Origin of the sequence: Caldisericum exile AZM16c01, from assembly GCF_000284335.1 — a bacterium.
GTDB classification, from domain to species: domain Bacteria; phylum Caldisericota; class Caldisericia; order Caldisericales; family Caldisericaceae; genus Caldisericum; species Caldisericum exile.
Genome location: NC_017096.1, coordinates 1,046,176 through 1,068,243 on the forward strand (window position 1 = coordinate 1,046,176; position 22,068 = coordinate 1,068,243).

General features: G+C 35.1%; 22 protein-coding genes and 1 tRNA gene. 19 read left to right on the forward strand and 4 right to left on the reverse strand.

The window, feature by feature from the left end; genetic code table 11:
* Window position 1: 1 nt before the first annotated feature.
* The 7 genes from CSE_RS05190 to CSE_RS05215 all read left to right on the forward strand — a co-directional run bounded on the left by CSE_RS05190 (window position 2) and on the right by CSE_RS05215 (window position 7,644).
* Complete coding sequence (locus tag CSE_RS05190; RefSeq protein ID WP_014453595.1) at window positions 2-2,086, forward strand: ATP-dependent helicase; 2,085 nt, start codon at window positions 2-4, stop codon at window positions 2,084-2,086.
* A gap of 47 nt (window positions 2,087-2,133) precedes the next feature.
* Entirely contained in the window at window positions 2,134-2,472 is a 339-nt protein-coding gene (locus tag CSE_RS05195; RefSeq protein WP_172633864.1) for a hotdog fold domain-containing protein, read from the forward strand.
* A complete protein-coding gene (locus CSE_RS08430) occupies window positions 2,472-2,639 on the forward strand; it encodes a hypothetical protein (RefSeq protein WP_014453597.1) in 168 nt (55 codons plus the stop codon). Before CSE_RS05195 ends, CSE_RS08430 begins: the two co-directional genes overlap by 1 nt.
* 2 nt (window positions 2,640-2,641) lie before the next feature.
* Window positions 2,642-5,065: a transglycosylase domain-containing protein gene (locus CSE_RS05200; protein ID WP_014453598.1), complete on the forward strand. Its 2,424-nt coding sequence runs from the start codon at window positions 2,642-2,644 to the stop codon at window positions 5,063-5,065.
* A gap of 10 nt (window positions 5,066-5,075) precedes the next feature.
* Window positions 5,076-6,350, forward strand: coding sequence for a serine--tRNA ligase (gene serS / locus CSE_RS05205; protein WP_014453599.1), 1,275 nt, complete (start codon window positions 5,076-5,078; stop codon window positions 6,348-6,350).
* A gap of 4 nt (window positions 6,351-6,354) precedes the next feature.
* Window positions 6,355-6,441, forward strand: a tRNA-Ser gene (locus tag CSE_RS05210).
* 12 nt (window positions 6,442-6,453) lie between these two features.
* Window positions 6,454-7,644 carry an alkaline phosphatase family protein gene (locus CSE_RS05215; protein ID WP_014453600.1) on the forward strand — a complete coding sequence of 397 codons (1,191 nt, stop codon included), beginning with the start codon at window positions 6,454-6,456 and terminating at the stop codon, window positions 7,642-7,644.
* Here CSE_RS05215 and CSE_RS05220 read toward each other — a convergent pair.
* Both CSE_RS05220 and CSE_RS05225 read right to left on the reverse strand, forming a co-directional pair.
* A complete protein-coding gene (locus CSE_RS05220) occupies window positions 7,625-8,488 on the reverse strand; it encodes a DMT family transporter (protein WP_014453601.1) in 864 nt (287 codons plus the stop codon). The genes CSE_RS05215 and CSE_RS05220 overlap by 20 nt on opposite strands.
* A 16-nt stretch (window positions 8,489-8,504) precedes the next feature.
* A complete protein-coding gene (locus tag CSE_RS05225; RefSeq protein ID WP_014453602.1) occupies window positions 8,505-9,224 on the reverse strand; it encodes a DUF72 domain-containing protein in 720 nt (239 codons plus the stop codon).
* A 138-nt stretch (window positions 9,225-9,362) separates the two neighbouring features.
* On the opposite strand from CSE_RS05225, the gene CSE_RS05230 reads away from it, so the two are divergent.
* Window positions 9,363-10,748 carry a GntP family permease gene (locus CSE_RS05230; RefSeq protein WP_014453603.1) on the forward strand — a complete coding sequence of 462 codons (1,386 nt, stop codon included), beginning with the start codon at window positions 9,363-9,365 and terminating at the stop codon, window positions 10,746-10,748.
* A gap of 36 nt (window positions 10,749-10,784) precedes the next feature.
* Here CSE_RS05230 and CSE_RS05235 read toward each other — a convergent pair whose 3' ends face one another.
* Window positions 10,785-12,131 carry a glycerate kinase type-2 family protein gene (locus tag CSE_RS05235; RefSeq protein WP_014453604.1) on the reverse strand — a complete coding sequence of 449 codons (1,347 nt, stop codon included), beginning with the start codon at window positions 12,129-12,131 and terminating at the stop codon, window positions 10,785-10,787.
* A gap of 112 nt (window positions 12,132-12,243) precedes the next feature.
* Here CSE_RS05235 and pdxS point away from each other — a divergent pair, with 112 nt between their 5' ends.
* From pdxS to CSE_RS05290, 11 genes are read left to right on the forward strand one after another with little or no spacing between them, the layout of a single operon-like run.
* Window positions 12,244-13,131: a pyridoxal 5'-phosphate synthase lyase subunit PdxS gene (gene pdxS, locus CSE_RS05240; RefSeq protein ID WP_014453605.1), complete on the forward strand. Its 888-nt coding sequence runs from the start codon at window positions 12,244-12,246 to the stop codon at window positions 13,129-13,131.
* 1 nt (window position 13,132) lies between these two features.
* Window positions 13,133-13,711, forward strand: coding sequence for a pyridoxal 5'-phosphate synthase glutaminase subunit PdxT (gene pdxT / locus CSE_RS05245; RefSeq protein ID WP_014453606.1), 579 nt, complete (start codon window positions 13,133-13,135; stop codon window positions 13,709-13,711).
* A gap of 12 nt (window positions 13,712-13,723) precedes the next feature.
* The gene (locus tag CSE_RS05250; RefSeq protein WP_014453607.1) at window positions 13,724-14,488 is read left to right on the forward strand and encodes a YebC/PmpR family DNA-binding transcriptional regulator; all 765 of its coding nucleotides are present in this window, start codon (window positions 13,724-13,726) and stop codon (window positions 14,486-14,488) included.
* Window positions 14,478-14,993 (forward strand): crossover junction endodeoxyribonuclease RuvC, encoded by a 516-nt coding sequence (ruvC, locus tag CSE_RS05255; RefSeq protein ID WP_014453608.1) that lies wholly within the window; start codon window positions 14,478-14,480, stop codon window positions 14,991-14,993. The genes CSE_RS05250 and ruvC overlap by 11 nt, the downstream gene beginning before the upstream one ends.
* A complete protein-coding gene (gene ruvA / locus CSE_RS05260) occupies window positions 14,986-15,549 on the forward strand; it encodes a Holliday junction branch migration protein RuvA (protein WP_014453609.1) in 564 nt (187 codons plus the stop codon). Before ruvC ends, ruvA begins: the two co-directional genes overlap by 8 nt.
* Window positions 15,536-16,492, forward strand: a complete 957-nt coding sequence (ruvB, locus tag CSE_RS05265) for a Holliday junction branch migration DNA helicase RuvB (protein ID WP_014453610.1) — start codon at window positions 15,536-15,538, stop codon at window positions 16,490-16,492. Before ruvA ends, ruvB begins: the two co-directional genes overlap by 14 nt.
* Window positions 16,493-16,533: 41 nt before the next feature.
* Entirely contained in the window at window positions 16,534-17,802 is a 1,269-nt protein-coding gene (glgC, locus tag CSE_RS05270) for a glucose-1-phosphate adenylyltransferase (protein WP_014453611.1), read from the forward strand.
* Window positions 17,786-18,385 (forward strand): Rho termination factor N-terminal domain-containing protein, encoded by a 600-nt coding sequence (locus tag CSE_RS05275; protein WP_014453612.1) that lies wholly within the window; start codon window positions 17,786-17,788, stop codon window positions 18,383-18,385. Before glgC ends, CSE_RS05275 begins: the two co-directional genes overlap by 17 nt.
* Window positions 18,385-19,977, forward strand: coding sequence for a glycoside hydrolase family 57 protein (locus CSE_RS05280; RefSeq protein ID WP_014453613.1), 1,593 nt, complete (start codon window positions 18,385-18,387; stop codon window positions 19,975-19,977). Before CSE_RS05275 ends, CSE_RS05280 begins: the two co-directional genes overlap by 1 nt.
* Before the next feature lie 4 nt (window positions 19,978-19,981).
* Window positions 19,982-20,539 (forward strand): HDIG domain-containing metalloprotein, encoded by a 558-nt coding sequence (locus CSE_RS05285; protein WP_014453614.1) that lies wholly within the window; start codon window positions 19,982-19,984, stop codon window positions 20,537-20,539.
* A 2-nt stretch (window positions 20,540-20,541) separates the two neighbouring features.
* Window positions 20,542-21,627, forward strand: a complete 1,086-nt coding sequence (locus CSE_RS05290; protein WP_014453615.1) for a Nif3-like dinuclear metal center hexameric protein — start codon at window positions 20,542-20,544, stop codon at window positions 21,625-21,627.
* Between the two features lie 44 nt (window positions 21,628-21,671).
* Here CSE_RS05290 and rplL read toward each other — a convergent pair whose 3' ends face one another.
* On the reverse strand, window positions 21,672-22,058 hold the full coding sequence (rplL, locus tag CSE_RS05295; protein ID WP_014453616.1) for a 50S ribosomal protein L7/L12: 387 nt from the start codon (window positions 22,056-22,058) through the stop codon (window positions 21,672-21,674).
* Window positions 22,059-22,068 lie beyond the last annotated feature (10 nt).

Here is a 22,068-nt window from a genome sequence, read left to right on the forward strand (position 1 = left end):
TATGAAAGAAAATTATCTTAATGACTTAAACTCTGCCCAAATTGAGGCGGTAACATATATTGAAGGACCACTTTTGGTATATGCAGGGGCAGGCTCTGGCAAAACAAAGGTAATCACATACAAGATTGCATATCTCATTGACGCAATCTCCATAAGACCTTCACAAATTCTTGCGGTAACATTCACAAACAAAGCAGCACAGGAGATGAAAGAAAGAACTGAACACATAATAGGTGAAGAAATAAAAGATCTTTTTATAGGGACGTTTCACTCCATATGTGCAAAAATTTTAAGAAGAGAAATTAAATTTCTGGGATACAAAGAAAATTTTACCATTCTCGATGAAGATGATTCAACAAATGTAATAAAAGATATCATGAAGGATCTAAACTTGGATCCAAAATATATCAACCCAAACGAGATAAAGGATTACATTTCAAAAGCAAAAATGAACCTAATTGATGCAAGCAAGTTTACTTACAGTGACTATTTTGAACAAGTTGTTTCAAAAATCTACAAAAGATACGAAAAGATTCTAAGAGAAAATAACGCACTTGATTTTGATGATCTTATAATGCTTACAATTAAACTCTTTCAGGAAAACGAGTATGTTTTGCACTACTATCAAACAAAATTCAGACACGTACTTGTAGACGAATATCAGGATGTAAATAGAATGCAATATGAACTCATAAAAATACTCACTGAAAAGACAAGGAGATTTACCCTTGTTGGTGATGATGACCAGAGTATATACTCATTTAGAGGTGCGAGTTCAGAATTTATTGACAGAATTTATGAAGATTTTCCAGACTTAAAAGTTGTAAAACTTGAAAGAAATTATAGGTCCCCACAAGAAATACTTGACATTGCAAACAAGCTCATTAAGCATAATAAAAGAAGAACTGAGAAAGAACTTTTCTCAGACATCCATATTGAAAATGCAATCAGTTTTTACGAAGCACTTGATGAATTAGATGAAGCAAGATTTGTGGTAAACAAAATTGAAAGTTTAAAAGAAGAGAAAGGCTATAAAAACAAAGACTTTGCAATACTCTATAGAACAAATTTCCAGTCAAGAGCCTTTGAAGAATACCTCATTCAGGAAGGAATTCCATATCAAGTAATTGGAGGCCAAAAGTTCTATGGAAGAGCAGAAATTAAGGATATCATTGCATATCTCACACTTATAAATAACCCGAATGATAATATAAGTTTTAAAAGAATAGTTAATATCCCTCCAAGAAAAATTGGAGAAAAGACAATAGAAGAGTTAGAAAAAGTTGCAGAAGAAAAAGGAAAGTCACTTTTTGAAAGCATTCAAGAATTCCTTTTAATAAAAGAATCAAAACCTTTAAAGGAATTTTATGAACTAATAAAAGAGTTGCAAGAACTTTCGCAAACTCAACCACTCCCACGTTTCGTAGAAGAAGTGGTCTCGAAAGTAAAATATATCAAGTATCTTCAGGAGAAGTTTAAAGAAGATAGCGAAGAAAGAATAGGCAACGTTAAAGAATTTGAAAACATGGTTATTAATTTTACAAGAGAAACAGAAGATGCAAATCTTTCATCACTTCTTACACAAATTTCCCTAATAACGAGTATAGATGAAGCGAAAAATGAGGACAGAGTATCATTAATGACACTCCACGCAGCAAAAGGTCTTGAATTTCCTGTGGTATTCCTTGTTGGACTTGAAGAAGGTCTACTCCCTCACTTTAGATCTCTCGAAACAACAAAAGATATCGAAGAAGAGAGAAGATTATGTTACGTTGGCATAACAAGAGCAAAGGAAAAACTATTCCTAACATATGCGCTAAGAAGATCAAAGTTTGGAAGCCTTAATCCAACAAAGACTTCAAGATTTCTACAAGAAATAGAAGTTTTCGAATACAATAAAGAGAAAGAAGAACAACATGTATTTGCAATAAAGAAGGGTGATACGGTGCTACATAAAGTTTGGGGTTTGGGAAAAGTTTTGGATGTTGTTTACGATGGTGACATTCCATTTGCAACTATTGATTTTTTGAAAATTGGAGTTAAGAATCTCGATCTTCGTTATGCGCCGCTTGAAAAAGTAAGATGAGCTTCAATTGTTTTGTTTGTGGAAGAGAAAACCCAAAAGGATTAAAATTGAACATACAGTTAAAAGATGGCTTTACCTATGCTGAGTTTTCGTTGGATAAAGATTATGAAGGATATCCTGGTATTATACATGGCGGTATTATTGCAGCAATTCTTGACGACATAATGGCAAATGTAAAATTTCTTGAAGGTTATATTCTTTACACCGTTGAGCTTGATATAAGATATTTGAAACACTGCCTTGTCGACCAAAGACTCTTTGCATATGGATACCAAAAGGATATAAAACACAATATCTTTTATGCATACGGTGAAATAAAGGATGAAAGTGGTGAAATAAAAGCAACAGGATTTGGCAAGTATTTCATTAAGGGGGTGTATAAATAATGGCGACAGCTCTTATAGTCATAATTATTTTATGGATTGTTTCAGGCATCCTTACTAATATACTTTTAAAAAAAGAAAAATTACCACCACTTTATAGAGTTTTACTTTTCCTTGAAGGATTAATTGGTCTTTTGTTTTATTTAATGTTCAAAGGGGCAGGTGATTAAAAATGGAAGAGATGAACAAAAATAAGAAAAAGAAAAGATCTATACTTAAGGCAATTATAGTTACACTTATTGTTTTTGTGTTAATTATCGGCTTAATCGGTGGGACAGTCTTTGCAATTTATATAAATAAAGCAAAACAAGGACTTCCGAATATTGATATATATACATTTTCTCCTGATCAAGCCTCTCAAATTTTCGACTACAAAGGCAATCTTATTACTAATGTTTATGCAACAGAAAATAGAATTTACGTAAAACTGAGCGAAATTTCACCTATTGCAATAAAGGCTGTGCTTGCACAGGAAGATAAACGTTTCTATGAGCACGGAGCACTTGATTACAAAGGTATTCTAAGAGCAATTTACGTTGCAATAATAAGCAGGGGTAGAACAATTGAAGGTGCAAGTACTATCACACAACAACTTGCAAGAACGATGTTTTTAACACAGGAAAGAACTATAGATAGAAAAATAAAGGAAGCATTACTTGCAACAGAACTTGAAAAAAGATTTACAAAGGATCAAATTTTGGAAATGTACTTAAACCAAGTGTATTTTGGTTCTGGAGCATACGGTATAGAGCAGGCGTCTTTGACTTACTTTGGAAAACACGCAAAAGACCTTGACCTTGCCGAAGGTGCAATGCTTGCTGGAATAATCCAGGCACCTTCGGAATACAATCCTTACGCAAATTTTGATTATGCAAAGACTGCACAAAAAGAAGTCCTTGATAAGATGCTTTCATACAAGATGATAAGTCAAGATGAATATAACAAGGCAATTAATGAGGAAATAAAATTAACTAATAAACCAGTTGAAAAGGACAATATGGGGTATGTGATTGACTACGTCAAAGACTTTGTTGCATCGAAATTTGGGTCCACGATGTTGTATGCAGGTGGCTTAAAAATATACACGACGGTAATTCCAGAACTACAAAAGGCAGCAACACAAGCAATAGACGAAGTATTAAATAAAGCGGAGAATGATAATATATTCCCGAAGGGTAAAAAAGATTCAAAGGGTGTAATTCAACCACAGGCAGCACTTACTGCAATCAATGCTAATACTGGTGCAATCCTTGCGATGGTTGGGGGAAGAGATTACGACAACACAAAGTATAATAGAACCGTTGCACTAAAACAACCTGGGTCTTCCTTTAAGATCTTCGACTATACTTCTGCAATCTTATATGGTTCTATTACACCATCTTCGATAATCCTCTCTGAAAACTACACTATTGACAACTGGACCCCACATGAGTGGGAAGGAAAATACTTTGGGTACCTGAGTGTAAGAGAAGCCCTTAATCAATCTTCAAATGTTTGCGCAGTAAAAACAGCTTTGAGTGTCGGACTTGAACGTGTGATATTTACTGCAAGAAAATTTGGTATCACAACTCCATTAAATCCTTACCCATCTATTGCAATAGGAAGTTTTGAAATAAAACAACTTGAAATGGCAAATGCCTATGCAACATTAGGAAATGGAGGTATATACCACGAGCCTTACATCGTAACAAAGATACTTTCATCAGACGGAAGAGTTCTTTACGAACATCAGGATCAATCATATAGGGCAATCCCAGAAGATGTAGCTTATATAATGAATAATTTATTTAGTTATGTCATGGCACATAAATCCAACGCAAAAATAAGCGGACTTCCGTCAGCAGGTAAGACAGGAAGTACTGATAACTGGCGAGACGCATGGTTCGACGGTTACACACCAAATATTTCTGTAAGTGTGTGGGTTGGTCCTGACTCAGATGAAATTACATTTCCCGATGTAATGAATGCAGGCGCAAGATTTCCTGCAATGATCTGGAGAAAATTTATGCTCGTTGCAATGAACTATTTTCCAAAGAACGATTTTGCTAAGCCTCAAAATATTACATTTAAAAATGCATATGATGACACAGGATACTTAACAGATAAGCCATCCGACGGTAAGACAATAATAAAGTATGCATATCACAACGGGTTTTTACCAGGAACAGATATAAGAGATCTTGGGTTTGTAGTTGTAAGAGTGGTAAAAGATTCTGGTCTTCTTGCACCTCCCACATGCCCTTTGGATCTAACTGAAGAAAGGGTATTTATTAAAGGCACAGAACCGACACAGTATGACCCAAGATATGAAACTGTAACTCAAACTTTGTCTATTTCAACCGATAAAGATACCTATAAGGTTGGAGAACCTATTAATATTTCAGTCGATGCATCTCAATTTGATTTAAGTAACAAAACCTTAAATCTTATAATCGATAACTTACCAGTTGCAAATCTTACAAACGAGCAAAACGGGTTTTATAATTATTCTATACTTGCATTACGAACTGGCGATATGAAAATTGAAGCCTACTTAAAGGACTCAAACGGAAATGTTGTTGCATATGGAGAAAAAATAATTACAATAAATCCATAGGAGGTATAGAATGCTTGATCCAAATCTTATAAGAGAAAAACCAGAGATTGTAAAAGAAGGAATAAAAAATAAGGGTGGAGATCCAACCTTAGTCGATAAGTTTCTTGAAGTTGATAAAAAAAGAAGGGAACTTGTAAAAGATATTGATAATTTGAGACATACAAGAAAGGAACTCTCTGAAAGTATTGGAAGAAAATTAAAGCAAGGAGAACAAGTTGACGGTGTTCGTGCAGAAGTCCGAAAATTAGGCGAAGAGATAAATCAAAAAGAAAAAGAGCTTGAAAATGTCGAAAAAATTTACAAAGAAATACTTTTAAGCATACCAAACCTTCCACATCCATCAGTTCCTGTTGGTAAAGATGAAACAGAGAATGTTGTTTTAAGAAAAGAAGGTAAAATTAGAGAATTTAATTTCCCACCTAAACCACATTGGGAAATCGCAGAGGCATTAGGTTTGATTGATTTTAAAAGAGCAGTAAAAATTTCTGGCTCAAGATTTTACGTTTTAACGGGACTTGGCGCAAAGTTAGAAAGAGCGTTAATATCGTTTATGATTGACTATCATATTGAACATCATGGATATAAAGAAATATTTCCACCATTTCTTATTAACAGAGACTCTATGATAGGAACAGGGCAACTTCCAAAATTTGCAGAGGATATGTACAAAATCGAAGGAGAAGAATTGTATCTTGATCCAACCGCAGAGGTTCCCGTTACAAATTTACACAGAGATGAAATTTTAAATGAAAGCGATCTTCCAATAAAGTATGTTGCATATACGGCATGTTTTAGAAAAGAGGCAGGTGCAGCAGGTAAAGATACTAGAGGAATAATAAGAGTGCACCAATTCAATAAGGTTGAAATGGTTAGATTCACAAAACCTGAAGAATCTTACAAGAATTTATACGAACTTCTCGACAATGCAGAAGACATTTTAAGAGCATTAGAACTTCCTTACCAAATCAAGATGATGTGTACAGGCGACCTTGGATTTACTGCGGCAATGAAATTCGACCCAGAAGTTTATATGCCTGCGCAAGAAAAATATGTCGAAATTTCCTCGGTAAGCAATTTTGAAGATTTCCAGGCAAGAAGAGCAAATATAAAATACAGAACTAATGATGGCGAATTGAAGTTTGTACACACACTGAATGGTTCTGGACTTGCAGTTGGGCGAACAATGGCTGCAATCCTTGAGAATTATCAGAACGAAGACGGAAGTGTATCTATCCCCAAGGTATTGCAAAAATACATGGGAATTGATAAAATAACAAGGAAATAAAAGTGGAGGGGTGGCCGAGTGGTCGATGGCACCGCACTTGAAATGCGGCAGGCGATGAGCCTCGTAGGTTCGAATCCTATCCCCTCCGCCATCTTGATGAATCATGTTTATTGATACGCTTAAACAAATAAAAAGTGAGTCGAAGATAAATGGTTTTATTACTCCAGTCTATAACGGCCTTAACATATCAAATATCGGAAGCCTAATACTTGAAAACTTTGAAATTCAAAATAATTTTGAGAAGCTTACAATAACTCAAATTCTAAAAGTTCCAAAAAAGAAAAAGGTGATATTTTTCTTAATTGATGCATTTGGATTTAATCTTCTTAGTTTTGCAAGAGAGAAGGTTTTGTTAGAATCTTTTGAAGAAATAATCAAGAATGGCATATTTACAGTATTGACATCAACTTTCCCATCGACAACTGCAACTGCATTACCTTCCATATACACAATAAGTGAGCCAGGGACACATGGGGTTTTAGGATATAGATTCTATACAAGAGAATTCGGAAATCTCATTAATCCACTTTTTCAAAAACTTTCTGTGAATAAAAACTGCCCTATAAAATACGACGAGGATTGGCTTATCCCTATTAAAACGATCTTTGAAATCTTAAATGAAAACAACATTCCGAATTATTCTATTGTAAGATCTGATTATCTAACAAGCACATTCGACAAGGCAGTATATAGAGGGACAAAAGAACTTGGGTATTTAACACTTTCAGACCTCTACAATAAAATTGTAGAATTGCTTAAACTTGATACCATCTTCATAAATGCTTACTGGTGGAGCATTGATGCGCTCTCACATCACTATGGACCATATTCTCAGGTGGTAATTTCCGAAATAAAATTCCTCGATTATTTCTTAAGACTGCTTCTTGAAAAAATTGATAATGATACACTCCTCATAATTTCCGCAGATCATGGGCAGATAGATACTTCGAATGGCAAAGTGATAAAACTGAAAGAAGAGAAAGATTCCGAAAATATTCTTTTGCCAGTTTCCGATGTAAGAGCGCCTTACATTTATACAAATGGAAAATTGCAAAAGGCCTTTTTCGAAAAATTTGATAATATTACCGCTTTAACGAAAGAAGATGCACTTAACCTTGGACTTTTTGGTAACACCATAAGCTTCGAAGAACGCATTGGAGACTATATAATCCTCTTCAAAGATAATTCGTACGTAGATTTTATTTCAGAGGAAAGTGAATTGAATCTTTTAGGAAAGCATGGAAATCTAACAGAAGATGAAATGGTTGTCCCACTTATTCTTTATTATAAATAGCAATTATAACCATTGAAGTTAAAATTAAAGTTGCACCAACAATTCCACCAAAGTTTAGTCTTTCTCCCAGAATAAAGAATGAAAATAAATACGCAAATACTGGCTCAAGGATAAAAATTAAAGACGCTTCTGTTGAGTCAATATATTTTAATGCAAAAGATTCCGTTTGAATTGCAAAAAAACTTGCGACAACACCCAAAAACAAGGTTGAAAACATCACAAAACGATTCAAATTAAAATGTTGATTTAAAAAAGCAAACGGAAAAGATAGCGCAAATGAAACAATCATTTGAATTGAAGTTACAAGTAAGCTGGGTAAATCCTTGACAAGTTTTTCGGTAAGAACGATTTGAAAAGCAAAAGAGATCGCACACAACAAGGTAAGGATATCACCAAAATTAACAGAATTTAGACTTCTTAAATCGATTTGTGATAAAAACAAAAGCCCTACAAAAGATAAAACTAAAGCAACAATTTCGAAGTTTCTCGGTTTTTCTTTTAGATATATTGTGGAAAAAATGGGAGTAAACACTATATAAAGACCTGTTATAAAAGCACTTTTGGTTGGCGTTGTGTATTTTAAACCTATAGTTTGAAAAGCATAGGCAACAAAAAGAGAAATGCCTAATATGATAAGAAGTAACAATAATTTGGGATTCTTTAAGAATTTTCTATGCCTTAATACAACAAATAATGCAACTACACTTGCAAAACCAAAACGAAGGAAAAGCAATTGAAACTCATTTATAAATCGAAGTGTAGACTTAACAAGCGTAAAAGTTGAGCCCCAAATAAGCGTAGCAAATATAAGCAAAAGTATTGAGAATATCTTTCTTCTTTTCATAATGGAAAATTATAATTCAGGAAAGCAATTTTTTCAAGGTAAGAGCATTCTTCACTGCATAGCAATAAAAGTCATTATTAAAATAAAGAAATGTATTTAAACCCTTTTGGTTCAAAGATTTTATATAGTTTGCCCAGTCTTTGAGTTCGCTATTTGAATATGAAGATGCATAGAGTTCCTTCGGCCCGTGAAGTCTTATATAGGTAAAGTGAGCGGTTTCAATTTTAAGAAAGGGGTAGTTATCACCGTGTGTTGCAACAAATGCTATATTGTTTTCCCTTAATATTTTGTATATTTGTTTGTCAAGCCAAGTTTTGTGTCGAAATTCAATTGCAAATTTTATGTCTTTCGGAAGTGTTTCAATAAATGACACCAAAAGTTCATCGTTTCTTTTAAGAGAGGGTGGAAGTTGGACTAAAACAACTCCCAAATTTTTTTCAAGCTCAAAGACGCTTTCAAAGAACATATCGAGTAAATCTTTCACTTCCTTAAGCCTTCTTATATGCGTAATCGCTCTATTAAGTTTAACGCTTACAAGAAAATCGTCTCTGAGTTTTCTTTTAAGACTTCTCATCGTGGATTTTCGAGGCATGTGATAAAAAGTTGAGTTAAGTTCAACGGTATCGAAAAAGCGTTCATAGTATTCAAGGAAATCTTTTGAACTTATCCCTTCAGGATAAAATTCTCCTATCCAACCGGGGTAATAGTATCCTGAAGTTCCAATATAATTTCCCATAAAGTCTTTCAACAATATTTTATAGAATATTTGCAAACAAAAAAAATTGTATAGAATAAAGTAACTAAAAAAGGAGGTGAGAAAGAAGAAAAAATCCTTCGAAAATAAAAAAACAAAAATTCACAAAGGAGGTACCACATGGTTGCAGGAATTATTCAAACAATTTTGTTAGTTTTAGTAATTGTTTTTATCGTTTACATGACTGCAAAATTGAGAGTAAACGCATTCTTGGTACTTTTGCTTGCAGCACTTCTCTATGGAATCTTTTCATTTGCATTTACTGGAACTCCACCACTTCTTGATGTAAAGAAAGACAATCAAACAATTACAGGGCTTATAAATTTAATTACTGGAGGATTTGGTAGCACTCTTACAAGTATCGGTATCGTAATTGTACTTGGAACAATTCTTGGATATTTCTTAGAAAAAACTGGAGCTGCAATTGTTATGGCAGAAACAATTCTTAAAATTGTGGGAAGCTATAACGCTCCACTTGCCATGGCTATCGCAGGTTACATCGTTTCAATTCCAGTATTTTGCGATTCAGGATTTGTAATCTTGCAAGCACTCAATAGAAGCCTTGCAGAGGCATCAGGAATTTCGCTTGCAGTAATGGGTACTGCACTTAGTATGGGGTTATATTCAACACACTGTCTTGTTCCACCTACACCTGGGCCAATTGCAGCAGCAGGAAACATAGGCGCAGATCTTGGAATTGTAATAATTCTTGGACTTTTAGCAGCAATTCCTGCAATGCTTTTTGGATGGTTTTATGCAGTTAGAGTTGGAAAAAATATTTGGATTGATCCAGGGCACGGAAAAACTTTTGAAGAACTCAAAAAGAGTTTTGGAAAACTTCCAAGCCCATTTATGTCATTTTTGCCTATAGTACTTCCTTTGATTCTTATCGCCTTAAATTCCATTGCATCATTCCCAACAAATCCCTTTGGAACAGGATTTTGGAAGCAACTTTTTGTCTTCATTGGTAACCCAAACATTGCACTACTAATAGGTGTGTTTATTGCATCCACTATTACAAAGTGGGAAAAGGAAGTATTTGATGGTTGGGTAGGTGAAGCAATAAAAACCTCTGCTATTATCCTTGTAATTACTGCAGCAGGAGGATCCTTGGGAAGCGTTTTGAGAGCAAGTGGAGTAGGAAACTTCTTAGGAACACAACTTGCAAAGTTCCATATGGGACTTTTACTTCCATTTGTAATTGCTGCGGCAATTAAAACAGCGCAGGGATCTTCAACAGTTTCTCTAATCACCACATCTTCAATCCTTGCTCCTATGCTTCCTTCACTTGGTTACACTACAACACCTCAGAAAGCACTTGTCGTTCTTGCAATTGGAGCAGGCTCAATGGTTGTATCTCATGCAAATGATTCATATTTCTGGGTTGTGTCAAAGTTTTCAGATATGGACGTAGGAGAAGCCTACAAACTTCAAACAGTTGGCTCCCTTGTAACAGGGATTGGAGCACTTTTGGGTGTTCTCTTGCTTTCGCTTATTTTTGGATAAATTCTAAAAAGGCCCCCGTATTGGGGCCTTTTTAAACTAAAAGATCAAAAGAAGTGCAACGTCTGCAACGTTAGTGCCAGTTGGTCCTGTTATAATCGCATCACCAAGACGATCAAAGAAAGTAAAAGAATCATTATTTTCAAGAAATTTATTTAAATCCAAATTTAGACTTTTTGCTTTTTCAAATGTCCTTGAATCTGCTATTGCACCAGCTGCAGGACTAACTCCATCAATTCCATCAGTGCCAATTGAAGCAAACACAAAGTTTGTTTCTTGAAGGTATTTTACCATATATAGCGTAAACTCAGAGTTTCTTCCGCCAACACCATTTCCTTTTACTTCAACTGTTGTTTCGCCACCGAATACAACCGCAACTGGCTTTTTAATATCCATATAGCCTAAATCAATCGACCGGCCAATGCCTGCAATCATCTTTGCAACAGATGAAGTAATTCCCTGTACCGCAGGCCCAAGGTAAAGGATATTCAAACCAATTTTGCCAAAATATTCAAGCATTGCTCTATTTGCAATGTAGTTTGAAGCGATAATATGATTTTGAAAAGTGCAATTTAATTTCTCATCACGTTTAAGAGTTTCCTGTATTTGCCCATTTAAACCTTTTTCAAAAATTTTGACAGTATCGTCAAATTCTAAATCAAGTCCATACTTTTTAAGAACGGATAAAGCATCGGAAAAAGTTGTTGAATCGAAATATGTGGGGCCTGATGCAATCACATCAAGAGGATCAAAGATTACGTCAGAAATGATAAGTGAGACAACTGTTCCTTTAAGATTCTTAAGAAGTTTCCCTCCTTTAATCTTTGAAAGATGTTTCCTTACAGCATTTAATTCGTTTATATCAGCTCCTTTCTTCATAAGTGCCTTTGTTAAATCCTGGAGCCTTGTTAAATCAATTAAGGGATTTTCAACAAGAGCAGACCCACCGCCTGATATAAGAACAAAAGTTAAAGTTGAAGCATCTGTTTCTCCTGCCAAGTTTAAAATCTCATTTCCTGCCTCAATACTTTTTTGATCTGGTATTGGATGTCCTCCTTGTATAAATTTTACATTGGGCATGTCTATTTCCTTATAAACATTACTTACCACAATTCCCTTATCGATATTAACAATTTCAGAAATTGCATTAAACATCTTTATACTTGCCTTACCGAAAGCGATAACATAAATACGAGAAAAATCAGTCAAATCATAGACTTCACTACTAATTTCGAGCGTATCATCAAGTTTTTTTACGAAATTTTTAACACTATTGTAAGGGTCAACACTTTGAAGAGCTGCATTAAGTGCATTTAAAACATGCATTCTATAATTCTTCAGTTCTTCCTTATCGGTATTTTGCACTAATTTTTCAACGTCTATCATTGGCAAACCTCCTTTCTCTATTATAACTCTAAAATACAGTAAAGAAAATATAAATTTGATGTTGATTTTTTAGGAAAAAAATGTAAAATATAAAGGTTAGGAGGTAAAAAGTATGGAAGAAATCTTCGGAAGCGTAAAAGTGAAAAGAGGCCTTGCTCAAATGTTAAAAGGTGGAGTAATAATGGATGTTACCTCCGTAGAGCAAGCAAAAATTGCAGAAGAAGCAGGCGCAGTTGCTGTAATGGCATTGGAAAAAATTCCTGCAGATATCAGGGCCCAGGGTGGAGTAGCAAGAATGGCAGACCCAGCACTCGTGAAAGCAATAATGAATGCAGTTTCAATTCCTGTAATGGCAAAAGTTCGTATTGGACACTTCGTTGAAGCACAAGTTCTTGAAGCAATTGGAATTGACTTTATAGACGAAAGTGAAGTTCTAACGCCAGCCGATGAAACACATCACATCGATAAATGGAAATTCAAGGTTCCTTTTGTTTGTGGAGCACGAAATCTTGGGGAAGCTTTGAGAAGAATTGCAGAAGGTGCTTCAATGATTAGAACAAAAGGTGAGCCTGGAACAGGAAATATCGTTGAAGCAGTAAGACATATGCGTATGGTTATGGATGAAATAAGAAAAATTCAAAATATGAGTGAAGAAGAACTTTATGTCGAAGCAAAAGAACTTGGAGCCCCTATAGAACTTGTTAAAGAAGTAAAGGAACTTGGAAGGCTTCCTGTTGTTAACTTTGCAGCGGGCGGTATTGCAACACCTGCAGATGCGGCTCTCATGATGCAACTTGGCGCTGATGGTGTATTTGTTGGATCAGGCATATTTAAGTCATCCAACCCAAGGAAGAGAGCAGAAGCAATTGTTGCTGCTACAACTTATTTTGATGATCCGAAGATCATTGCAAAGGTCTCGGAAGAACTTGGCGAAGAGATGAGGGGCATTGATATAAGGAAACTAACAGAAGATGAATTAATGCAAGTAAGGAGCGAATAAGATGAAAATAGGTGTTTTGGCTTTACAAGGTGCAGTTTCAGAGCACTTAAACATGCTTAAAAGTCTTGGAGTTGAAGCGATTCCTGTAAAGACAGCTGAAGAAATTAAAGCAATCGATGGACTTATTATGCCAGGTGGCGAAAGCACAACAATGGGAAGGCTCATTACAAAATTTGAACTTGAAAATGTTATAAAAGAGAGAATTAACGAAGGTATGCCTGTCTATGGAACTTGTGCAGGTATGATACTTCTTTCGAAGAGGATTAAGAATTACTCGCAGTTTACACTTGGTATTCTTGATATAACAGTTATAAGGAATGCCTTTGGAAGGCAAATAGACAGCATGGAAGTTGATCTCCATGTAAAAGGGTTAGATGATTCATTTCACGCAATATTTATAAGAGCACCTATTGCAGTCGATCTTGGAACAGATGTAGAGGCCCTTGCATCTCTTGAAGAAGGGGTAGTCTTTTTAAGACAAGGGAATGTTTATGCATCAGCCTTTCATCCTGAACTTGGAAACGATCCAAGAATCCATAAAATGTTTATAGAAAGTGTTGAAAAATTTTTAAATAGATAGGGAGGTTAAGACATGTCAGGACATTCTAAATGGCACAATATACAGGCAAGAAAGTCTGCACAGGATGCAAAAAGAGGAAAGTTGTTTACAAAATTAACAAAGGAGTTAATTATCGCAGCCCGTGCAGGTGGCGGTAATCCCGAAACTAACGCAAGGCTAAGAAATGCAATTGATAAAGCAAAAAGACTCGGGATGCCAATGGATAACATAAAAAAGGCAATAATGAGAGGAACAGGAGAACTTCCAGGTGTTACATATGAAGAATACACCTATGAAGCATATGGACCAGCAGGTACTGCATTCATCATCAAAATATCAACAGATAACAAGAACAGAACTATTGCAGAACTGAGAAAAATTTTCTCAAACTATGGTGGAAGTCTTGCAGAATCTGGTGCAGTTTCCTGGAACTTTGAGACAAAAGGACAAATTGAACTTGAAGATTCAAATGGTTTGTCTTTTGACGAACTATTTATGGAAATTGCCGATGCTGGCGCAGAAGACTTGAAAGAAGAGGAAGGAGTTTTCACAATTTACACAGCACCTCAAGATCTTGATAAAGTAAAAACCGCTCTTGAATCAAAAGGGTTCAAAATTAAAGAGGCAGAATTAGTAATGATACCAAAGACTCTTGTAAAAGTAACGGGTGAAGATGCGGTAAGAGTTGTTAAACTTTCGGATGAACTCGAAAACCACGATGATGTTCAAGATTACTACACGAACTACGATATTGACGAAGAAGAGTTAAAGGCAATTGCTGAAAGAATTGGATCGTAAAATTGATAAATTCACTGTTCTTGGCGTTGATCCGGGAGTAGCAACAACAGGCTTTGCAATAGTTGAAAAAGAAAAAGACCAAATAAATCTTATAAAGTACGGAGTTATAAAAACAAATAAGAATGCCGAGTTAGGGGAAAGGCTCGGCGTTCTTTATAAAAATTTGTCCGAAATATTTTCAAATTATAACATTGATTTTGTCGCAGTAGAAAAAATATTCTTCAATACAAACCTAAAAACAGTAGTAAGCGTAAGCGAAGCAAGGGGGGTAGTTCTTCTTTCTTCATTCATTCACAATAAAAAGGTTTTCGAATACACACCCTTGGAAGCAAAAAAAACTGTGGTGGGATTTGGAAGGGCATCTAAAAGTGAAATTCAAGATACATTGAAAGCAATTTTAAACCTTAATGAACCTCCAAAACCAGACGATGCAGCAGATGCAATAGCGCTTGCATTGTGTCACATTTATTCATACAATTTCTACTTGAAGGCGCAAGATGATTAAAAAACTCAGAGGCGTAATTGTAGAAAAAGATGAAGACTCGGTTATACTTGACGTAAAAGGTATCGGTTTTGAAGTCTTTGTAGCACATGCAGAAACTTTCGAAAAGGGAAAAGATTATGAGGTTTACATTTTTGAAGATATAAAGGAAAACGAAATAAATTTATTTGGATTTTTAACGAAAGAAGAACTTAACTTTTTTAAACTTATAATCAACAAAATATCTGGTGTCGGCCCCAAAAAGGCACTGGATATATTATCATCACTTTCACTTGATGAGATAACTAATGCCATTAAAAAGGGGGATCATACGCCATTCTTGAAAGTCAAAGGACTTGGCGAAAAAACCGCTAAAAGAATCGTCCTTGAAATTGGTGGAGAACTTAAGAAACTTGAAGAGACAAAAGATGAAAATCTTGAAATTATAACTGAGTCTCTTATATCTTTAGGTTTTGAAAAGAATAGAGTTAAAGAAGTTGTGAAAAATCTTGATAAAACAAAACCAATCGAAGAAATGATGAAAGAAGGTATAAAGAAGTTGAGCAATGAAAAGCATTAGACCACAAAGTATAGACGAATTCATTGGACAAGAAAAAGTTGTTCAAAGCATAAAAATCGCAATTCAATCTTCAAAGTCAAGAAATGACCACCTCGATCACATACTCTTCTACGGTCCACCAGGCTTAGGGAAAACAACACTTGCAAAAATAATTGCAGAAGAACTTAAAGTAAATCTGAAATATGCAACTGGTCCCTCCATTGAAAAGGTTTCAGACCTTGCAGGAATTCTCATAAATCTTTCAGTAAATGATATTCTCTTTATTGATGAAATACACAGGTTACCTAAACCAGTTGAAGAAGTCTTATACTCAGCAATGGAGGACTTCAAACTACCTATTGTAACTGGTGCAAAAAGAAGTGCACATACCATTACTTTAAATTTACAACCTTTCACTCTTATCGGCGCAACAACACGTTTTGGACTTATCTCGCCGCCACTTAGGGATAGATTCGGAATGGTTTTTCATCTTGAACTATATACACCAGAAGAAATTATGAAGATCGTTTTGAGGGACGCACGTATCCTTGGAGTTGAAATTACAGAAGAAGGAGCCTATGAAATTGGTAAAAGGGCAAGAGGAACTCCACGAATAGGTATTCAACTTTTAAAAAGAGTAAGAGATTTCTCGAGTGTAAATGGATTTGATGTGATTACAAAAGAAGTTGCTCTTAATGCATTTAAAAATCTGAATATAGATGATTACGGTCTCAATGAAATTGATAGAAAATACTTGAAAATTCTTCAGAGCAATTTCAACGGAGGTCCTGCAGGTATCGAAGCAATTGCAACGGCTATGGGAGAGGATCGAGGCACAATCGAAGAGATAGTAGAACCATACCTAATAAAGATAAATTTTATTATAAGAACTCAAAAGGGAAGAATTATAACATCGACTGCAAAAGAATATCTCGGGTTTAAATCCAAGGATTCTCTATTCTAGTTTTTAACATTTGGTGTTATAATAAATAAAAAGGGGTCATTATGATAGACATCGAGAAAGATGTTTTTGCATATTTACTTGCAGGCGGAAAAGGAGAGAGGCTTTATCCTCTTACAAAAGAAAGAGCGAAACCTGCAGTACCATTTGGGGGAAAATTTAGAATCATTGATTTCACTTTGAGCAATTGTGTAAATTCTGGAATAAGAAGGATTGCAGTTGCAACCCAATATAAGTCAGCCTCTTTAAGAAGACACCTTGCACTTGCGTGGAATTTTCTCAATGTTAGATTCAACGAATATGTTGTCGATGTTCCACCGCAACAGATATTTGGAGAGAGATGGTACTTAGGCACAGCAGATGCAGTTTATCAAAATCTATACTTCGTCGAACAAGAGAAGCCAAAACTTGTTCTCATCCTTTCAGGAGACCACATATACAAGATGAATTACAAAGATATGATTGAAACTCATCTTAATAATGATGCAGATCTTACCATTGCAACCATAGTAATAGATAAGGAACGTGCAAGCGCGTTTGGAATAATGGAGACAAACGATGAGGGAAGGATAATAAACTTCAAAGAAAAGCCAAAAGACCCTCCAACACTCAAAGATGATCCTACAAAATGTCTTGCATCTATGGGCGTATATTTATTTAAACCAGAAGTCCTTATCGATCTTTTGACTCATGATGCGGAAGTTTCAACATCATCTCATGATTTTGGAAAAGATGTTATTCCATACGCAATCCATCATGGTTACAGAGTATTCTCACATCAGTTTAGAAATAAAGAGGGAGGTTTTGGATACTTCCAAGATGTTGGGACAATCGATGCGTATTACTGTGCAAACATGGATCTACTTTCACCACACCCTAAGATCGATATTTTCGATAGATCTTGGCCAATATATACCCATTCAAGGCAATATCCTCCCTGTAAAATTACCGAAGGCGAAATTAATGGAACACTTATCGAAAGCAAAGTTGAAAACTCAATTATAGGAGAGGGTTCGATTATAAGTGGAGCAACCATAAAAAATTCAATTATTTTTTATGATGTAAAGGTTAAGGCTGGCAGTCTTATAGAAGACTCGATTGTTTTTGGAGAGGTAAAGATTGGACGTAATGTAAAAATAAGAAAGGTGATTATTGACAAGCATGTAGAAATTCCAGATGGTGTAGAAATCGGGTTTAATCCTGAAATTGATAAGAAATATTTCTATGTTACACCTTCTAACATCGTAGTCCTTGAGAGAGGCTTCAAATTTACAAAGAAACTAATGGAGGAACAATATGGAAGATCTCAATAAACTAAAAAGAATAGAACTTTTAAGACTTGCAAAAATTCACGGAGTAAAAAATAGAAATAAGATGAAAAAAGAAGAGTTAATAAAGGCAATCAAAAAAGCAAAAAAACCTCTTGAGGAACTAAAAGCAATAGAAGAAAGGTTAAGGAGAGAATTACAAGAAAAAACAGGCGAAACACATCTAATCGCAATACCAAAGGAACCTGGATATGCATTTATAAATTGGGAAGCAAAAGAAGAAAGTGGAACAGGTATTCTAAAAGTATTTGAAGATAGACGCGAAAAATTTTCAATTCCAGTGAATCTCGAACATGGCAAAAGTTACATAAAGGTTGAGGAAGACAAAAAGGTAAAGGTAATACTTGGAAAGGAAGAAAAAGGTAAATTCACCAAAATAGTCGAATCAAATGAAATTCTTATACCAACGACAAAGAAAACTGAAGGAAAATATGAGTTTATAGATATGAAAACTTTAAAGAAAGAAAAATCTCAAAAAGTGGCGAATGAATTAATGAAGGAAATTGTTGATGAGGAATTAAAGACTGCAAAAGAAATGAAATATTTGCGATATAAAAGGGAAGGGTAATGAAAAAAGGATATCTTGCAATAGTTTTACACACCCACCTTCCATTCATAAAACATCCAGAAGAAGAATTTTTCATTGAGGAAAACTGGCTGTACGAGGCAATTACAGAAAGTTATCTGCCGCTTTTGTACAATTTCTATAAATTGAGAGATGAAGGTATTAAATTCAAAATCACAATGTCTCTTACTCCACCCTTATCAAATATGCTTTTAGATGATCTTCTTATAAATCGATTTAAGCGGTATATTAATTTGAGAATTGCTTTACTTCAAGATTTGCTTAAAAAAGAGAAAGATACAAAGAAAAAAGAGAACTATCAGTTTTATTTCGAAAGGTTCAAAACTCTTTACGAATTTTTTAAAAACACTTTAAGAGGAAATGTAATAAACGGTTTTAAGGAACTCCAAAACGAGGGATTCATAGATGTCATCACTTGCACCGCAACACATGAAATCCTTCCCCTTGAAACGCACAGAAAAATCCAAGAAGTGCAGGTTGAACTCGGAGTCGAAAACTACAAAAGAATCTTCGGGAAAAAACCTCGGGGAATTTGGCTTGGAGAGTGTGCCTATGCACCACCTGTTTCAGAAATTCTTGCAAAATACGGGATTGAATACACAATACTCGACGCTCATGGTTTAATAAACGCAAAACCAACAGCCTTTTACGGAATTTCTGCACCAATAGTAAGTAAAGATGGTGTAGCATTCTTTGGAAGAGATCCAGAAGCATCAAAACAGGTGTGGTCAGCAAAAGAGGGATATCCTGGAGATTTCAATTACAGAGAGTTTTATAAAGACATTGTTTATGAAATTAATGAGACAAGAATTAAAAAATATATTCACCCAGCAGGCTTTAAGGTAGAATCTGGAATAAAAATTCATAAGATAACGGGTAATGTTGGGCTTGAAAAAAAGGAATTATACGATAGGAAAAAGGCACTCGAAATGGTTGATATACACGCAGGAAACTACATGTTCAACCGTGAAAGACAGATAGATTACCTATCAAGCGTCATGGACAGACCACCAATTGTCGTTGCACCATTTGATACAGAACTATTTGGCCACTGGTGGTTTGAAGGACCAGAATTTCTTGCAACCCTTTTAAGAAAAATCGATAAGTATTCCGAGGTTATAGAGACAATAACACTTTCGGAATACATTGATAAGCACCCTGTAATGCAGGTTTCAGAACCTGCAATTTCATCGTGGGGAGATGGCGGTTATTTTAGAGTGTGGCTTAACGACAACACAGATTGGATCTATCCTCATTTAAGCGTAATTGGGAAACGTATGATAAACCTTGCAACACAATATGATAAACCAAAAAACAAATTACAAGAAAGAGCATTAAATATGTGTTCAAAAGAGTTACTATTATCAGAAAGTTCCGACTGGGCGTTTTTAATTACAGTGGGAAGTGCAGTCAACTATGCAACAGAAATGCAAAGATTTCATATAAACGCCTTTAATAAACTCTATAAAGAGATTATTGATGATAATATTGATGAAAAATTTCTATCATATCTTGAGGAAAAAGATAGCATATTCCCATTTTTAGATTATAGAATTTTTAAAGAAAAGGGGTGAAAAAATGCTTAATAGAGATGAAGCATTAAAACTTTTACAAGAGAAAGTTCACGATGAAAATCTTATTAAACACATGCTTGCAACAGAAGCAGTTATGAGGGCTCTTGCAAGAAAATTTGGTGAAGATGAGGAAAAGTGGGGACTCACTGGCTTATTACACGATATTGACTATGAGGAGACAAAAGAAAATCCAGAAATCCATAGTAAAATTGGCGCACAATGGCTTAAAGAGCTTGGTTTTGGGGATGATGTAGTGCATGCAGTTTTAGCGCACAATGAAAGACATGGCGTCGAAAGAACTTCTCTTCTCGATAAGGCACTCTGGGCGACAGATCCTGTAACAGGTTTCATTATTGCAGTCGCTCTTGTAAGACCGGACAAAAAACTTGCTTCCGTTGAACTAAAATCGATGAAGAAAAAATTCAAGGAAAAAAGTTTTGCAGCAGGTGCAGACAGAGAACAGATAAAATCCTGCGAAGTAGAACTTGGAATTCCCTTAGATGACTTTCTTGAGTTATCATTACAAGCGCTCATTGGAATTGCAGACCAACTTGGGCTTTGAAAATGAAGGTAAGAGAACTCTTAGGTATTCTTAACGAAATTGCTCCTTTTTTCTTACAGGAAGATTACGATAATTCTGGCCTCCAATTTGGCGATTTAGAGGCTGATGTTTCCAATATCCTTATTGCTCTCGATCTGCAAAAAAGTATTGTTGAAGAAGCAAAAACACTTGGTATAAGGACAATAATAACCCACCATCCTGTAATTTTCAAGGCAATCAAGAATATCGAAAGAAGTAAAAATGAAGCATTTTACGAGGCAATAACAAATGGAATCAACATAATAAGTTTTCATACAAATTTCGACATTGCAGAAAATGGTCTAAACGATTATTTTTTAAATTTGCTGGGCATTAAAAAAGAAAAGCCAATTATTCAAAGTAAAGAGAAAGTTTACAAGGTCGTAACGTATGTTCCTAAGGATTTTGAAGAAAAAGTAAGAATTGCTATGTTTGAAAGTGGCGCAGGACACATTGGAAACTACGATGAATGTTCTTTCAATATTGAAGGAATTGGAACTTTTAGACCACTCGAAAATGCAAATCCGTTTATTGGCGAAAGGAACAAAAGAGAGTCTGTTTCTGAGGTAAGAATTGAGGTTGTTGTTAGAGAAAGAGAACTTTTAAAAGTTTTGTCAAAGCTCAAACAATCGCACCCGTATGAAGAGCCTGCAATTGACGTTTTTGAAATACTTTTTGATAAAAATGAGGGAATCGGAGCAATTGGAACTCTTGAGAATGAAGAAGATATCTTATCGTTCATTAAAACTTTTAAAGAAAAAACAAACACTTCTTATGCAAGATACATCGGGGATATTAATGCAAAAATATCAAAAGTCGCAATTTGTACGGGTGCATGTGGTTCTGTTTATGAGAACTTAACAAATAATGTTCAACTTTTCATAACCGGAGACATTGGATATCACACCGCTCTTGCAATGAAAGAAAGGAAATTAAATGTTCTTGATGTAGAGCATTTTGAAACAGAAAAATTTTTTAAACAAGCACTATTCGAGAGACTTAAAAACTATATAGATCCTTCGACAATCAAATTATCAAACTCTGAGAAATCACCCTTTTACCTAATTTAAAAAGGCAGGGAATACTCCCTGCCTTAAAATAGCCTTAAAATCAATTACTTTAACTCTACTTTTGCTCCTGCTTCTTCTAACTTCTTCTTTAATTCTTCGGCGTCCTTTTTGGGAAGTGCTTCCTTTATCTTCTGTGGTTCTTTTTCGGCTGCTTCGACTACATCCTTGGATTCTTTAAGACCAAGATTAAGTGTCTCTCTTACAACCTTAATAACGTTAATCTTCTTAGCAGGATCAAATCCAGCAAGGACAACATCAAACTCAGTCTTTTCTTCTTGTGGTGCTGCCTGTGGCGCTGCCCCACCAACTGGCATTGCTGCCATAGGAACTGCTGCTGTTACTCCAAATTTCTCCTCAAGTGCCTTAACAAGTTCTGAGAGTTCTAAAACGCTCATTTTTTCAATTGCTTCGATAATTTCTTCTTTTGTCATGTTAGCCTCC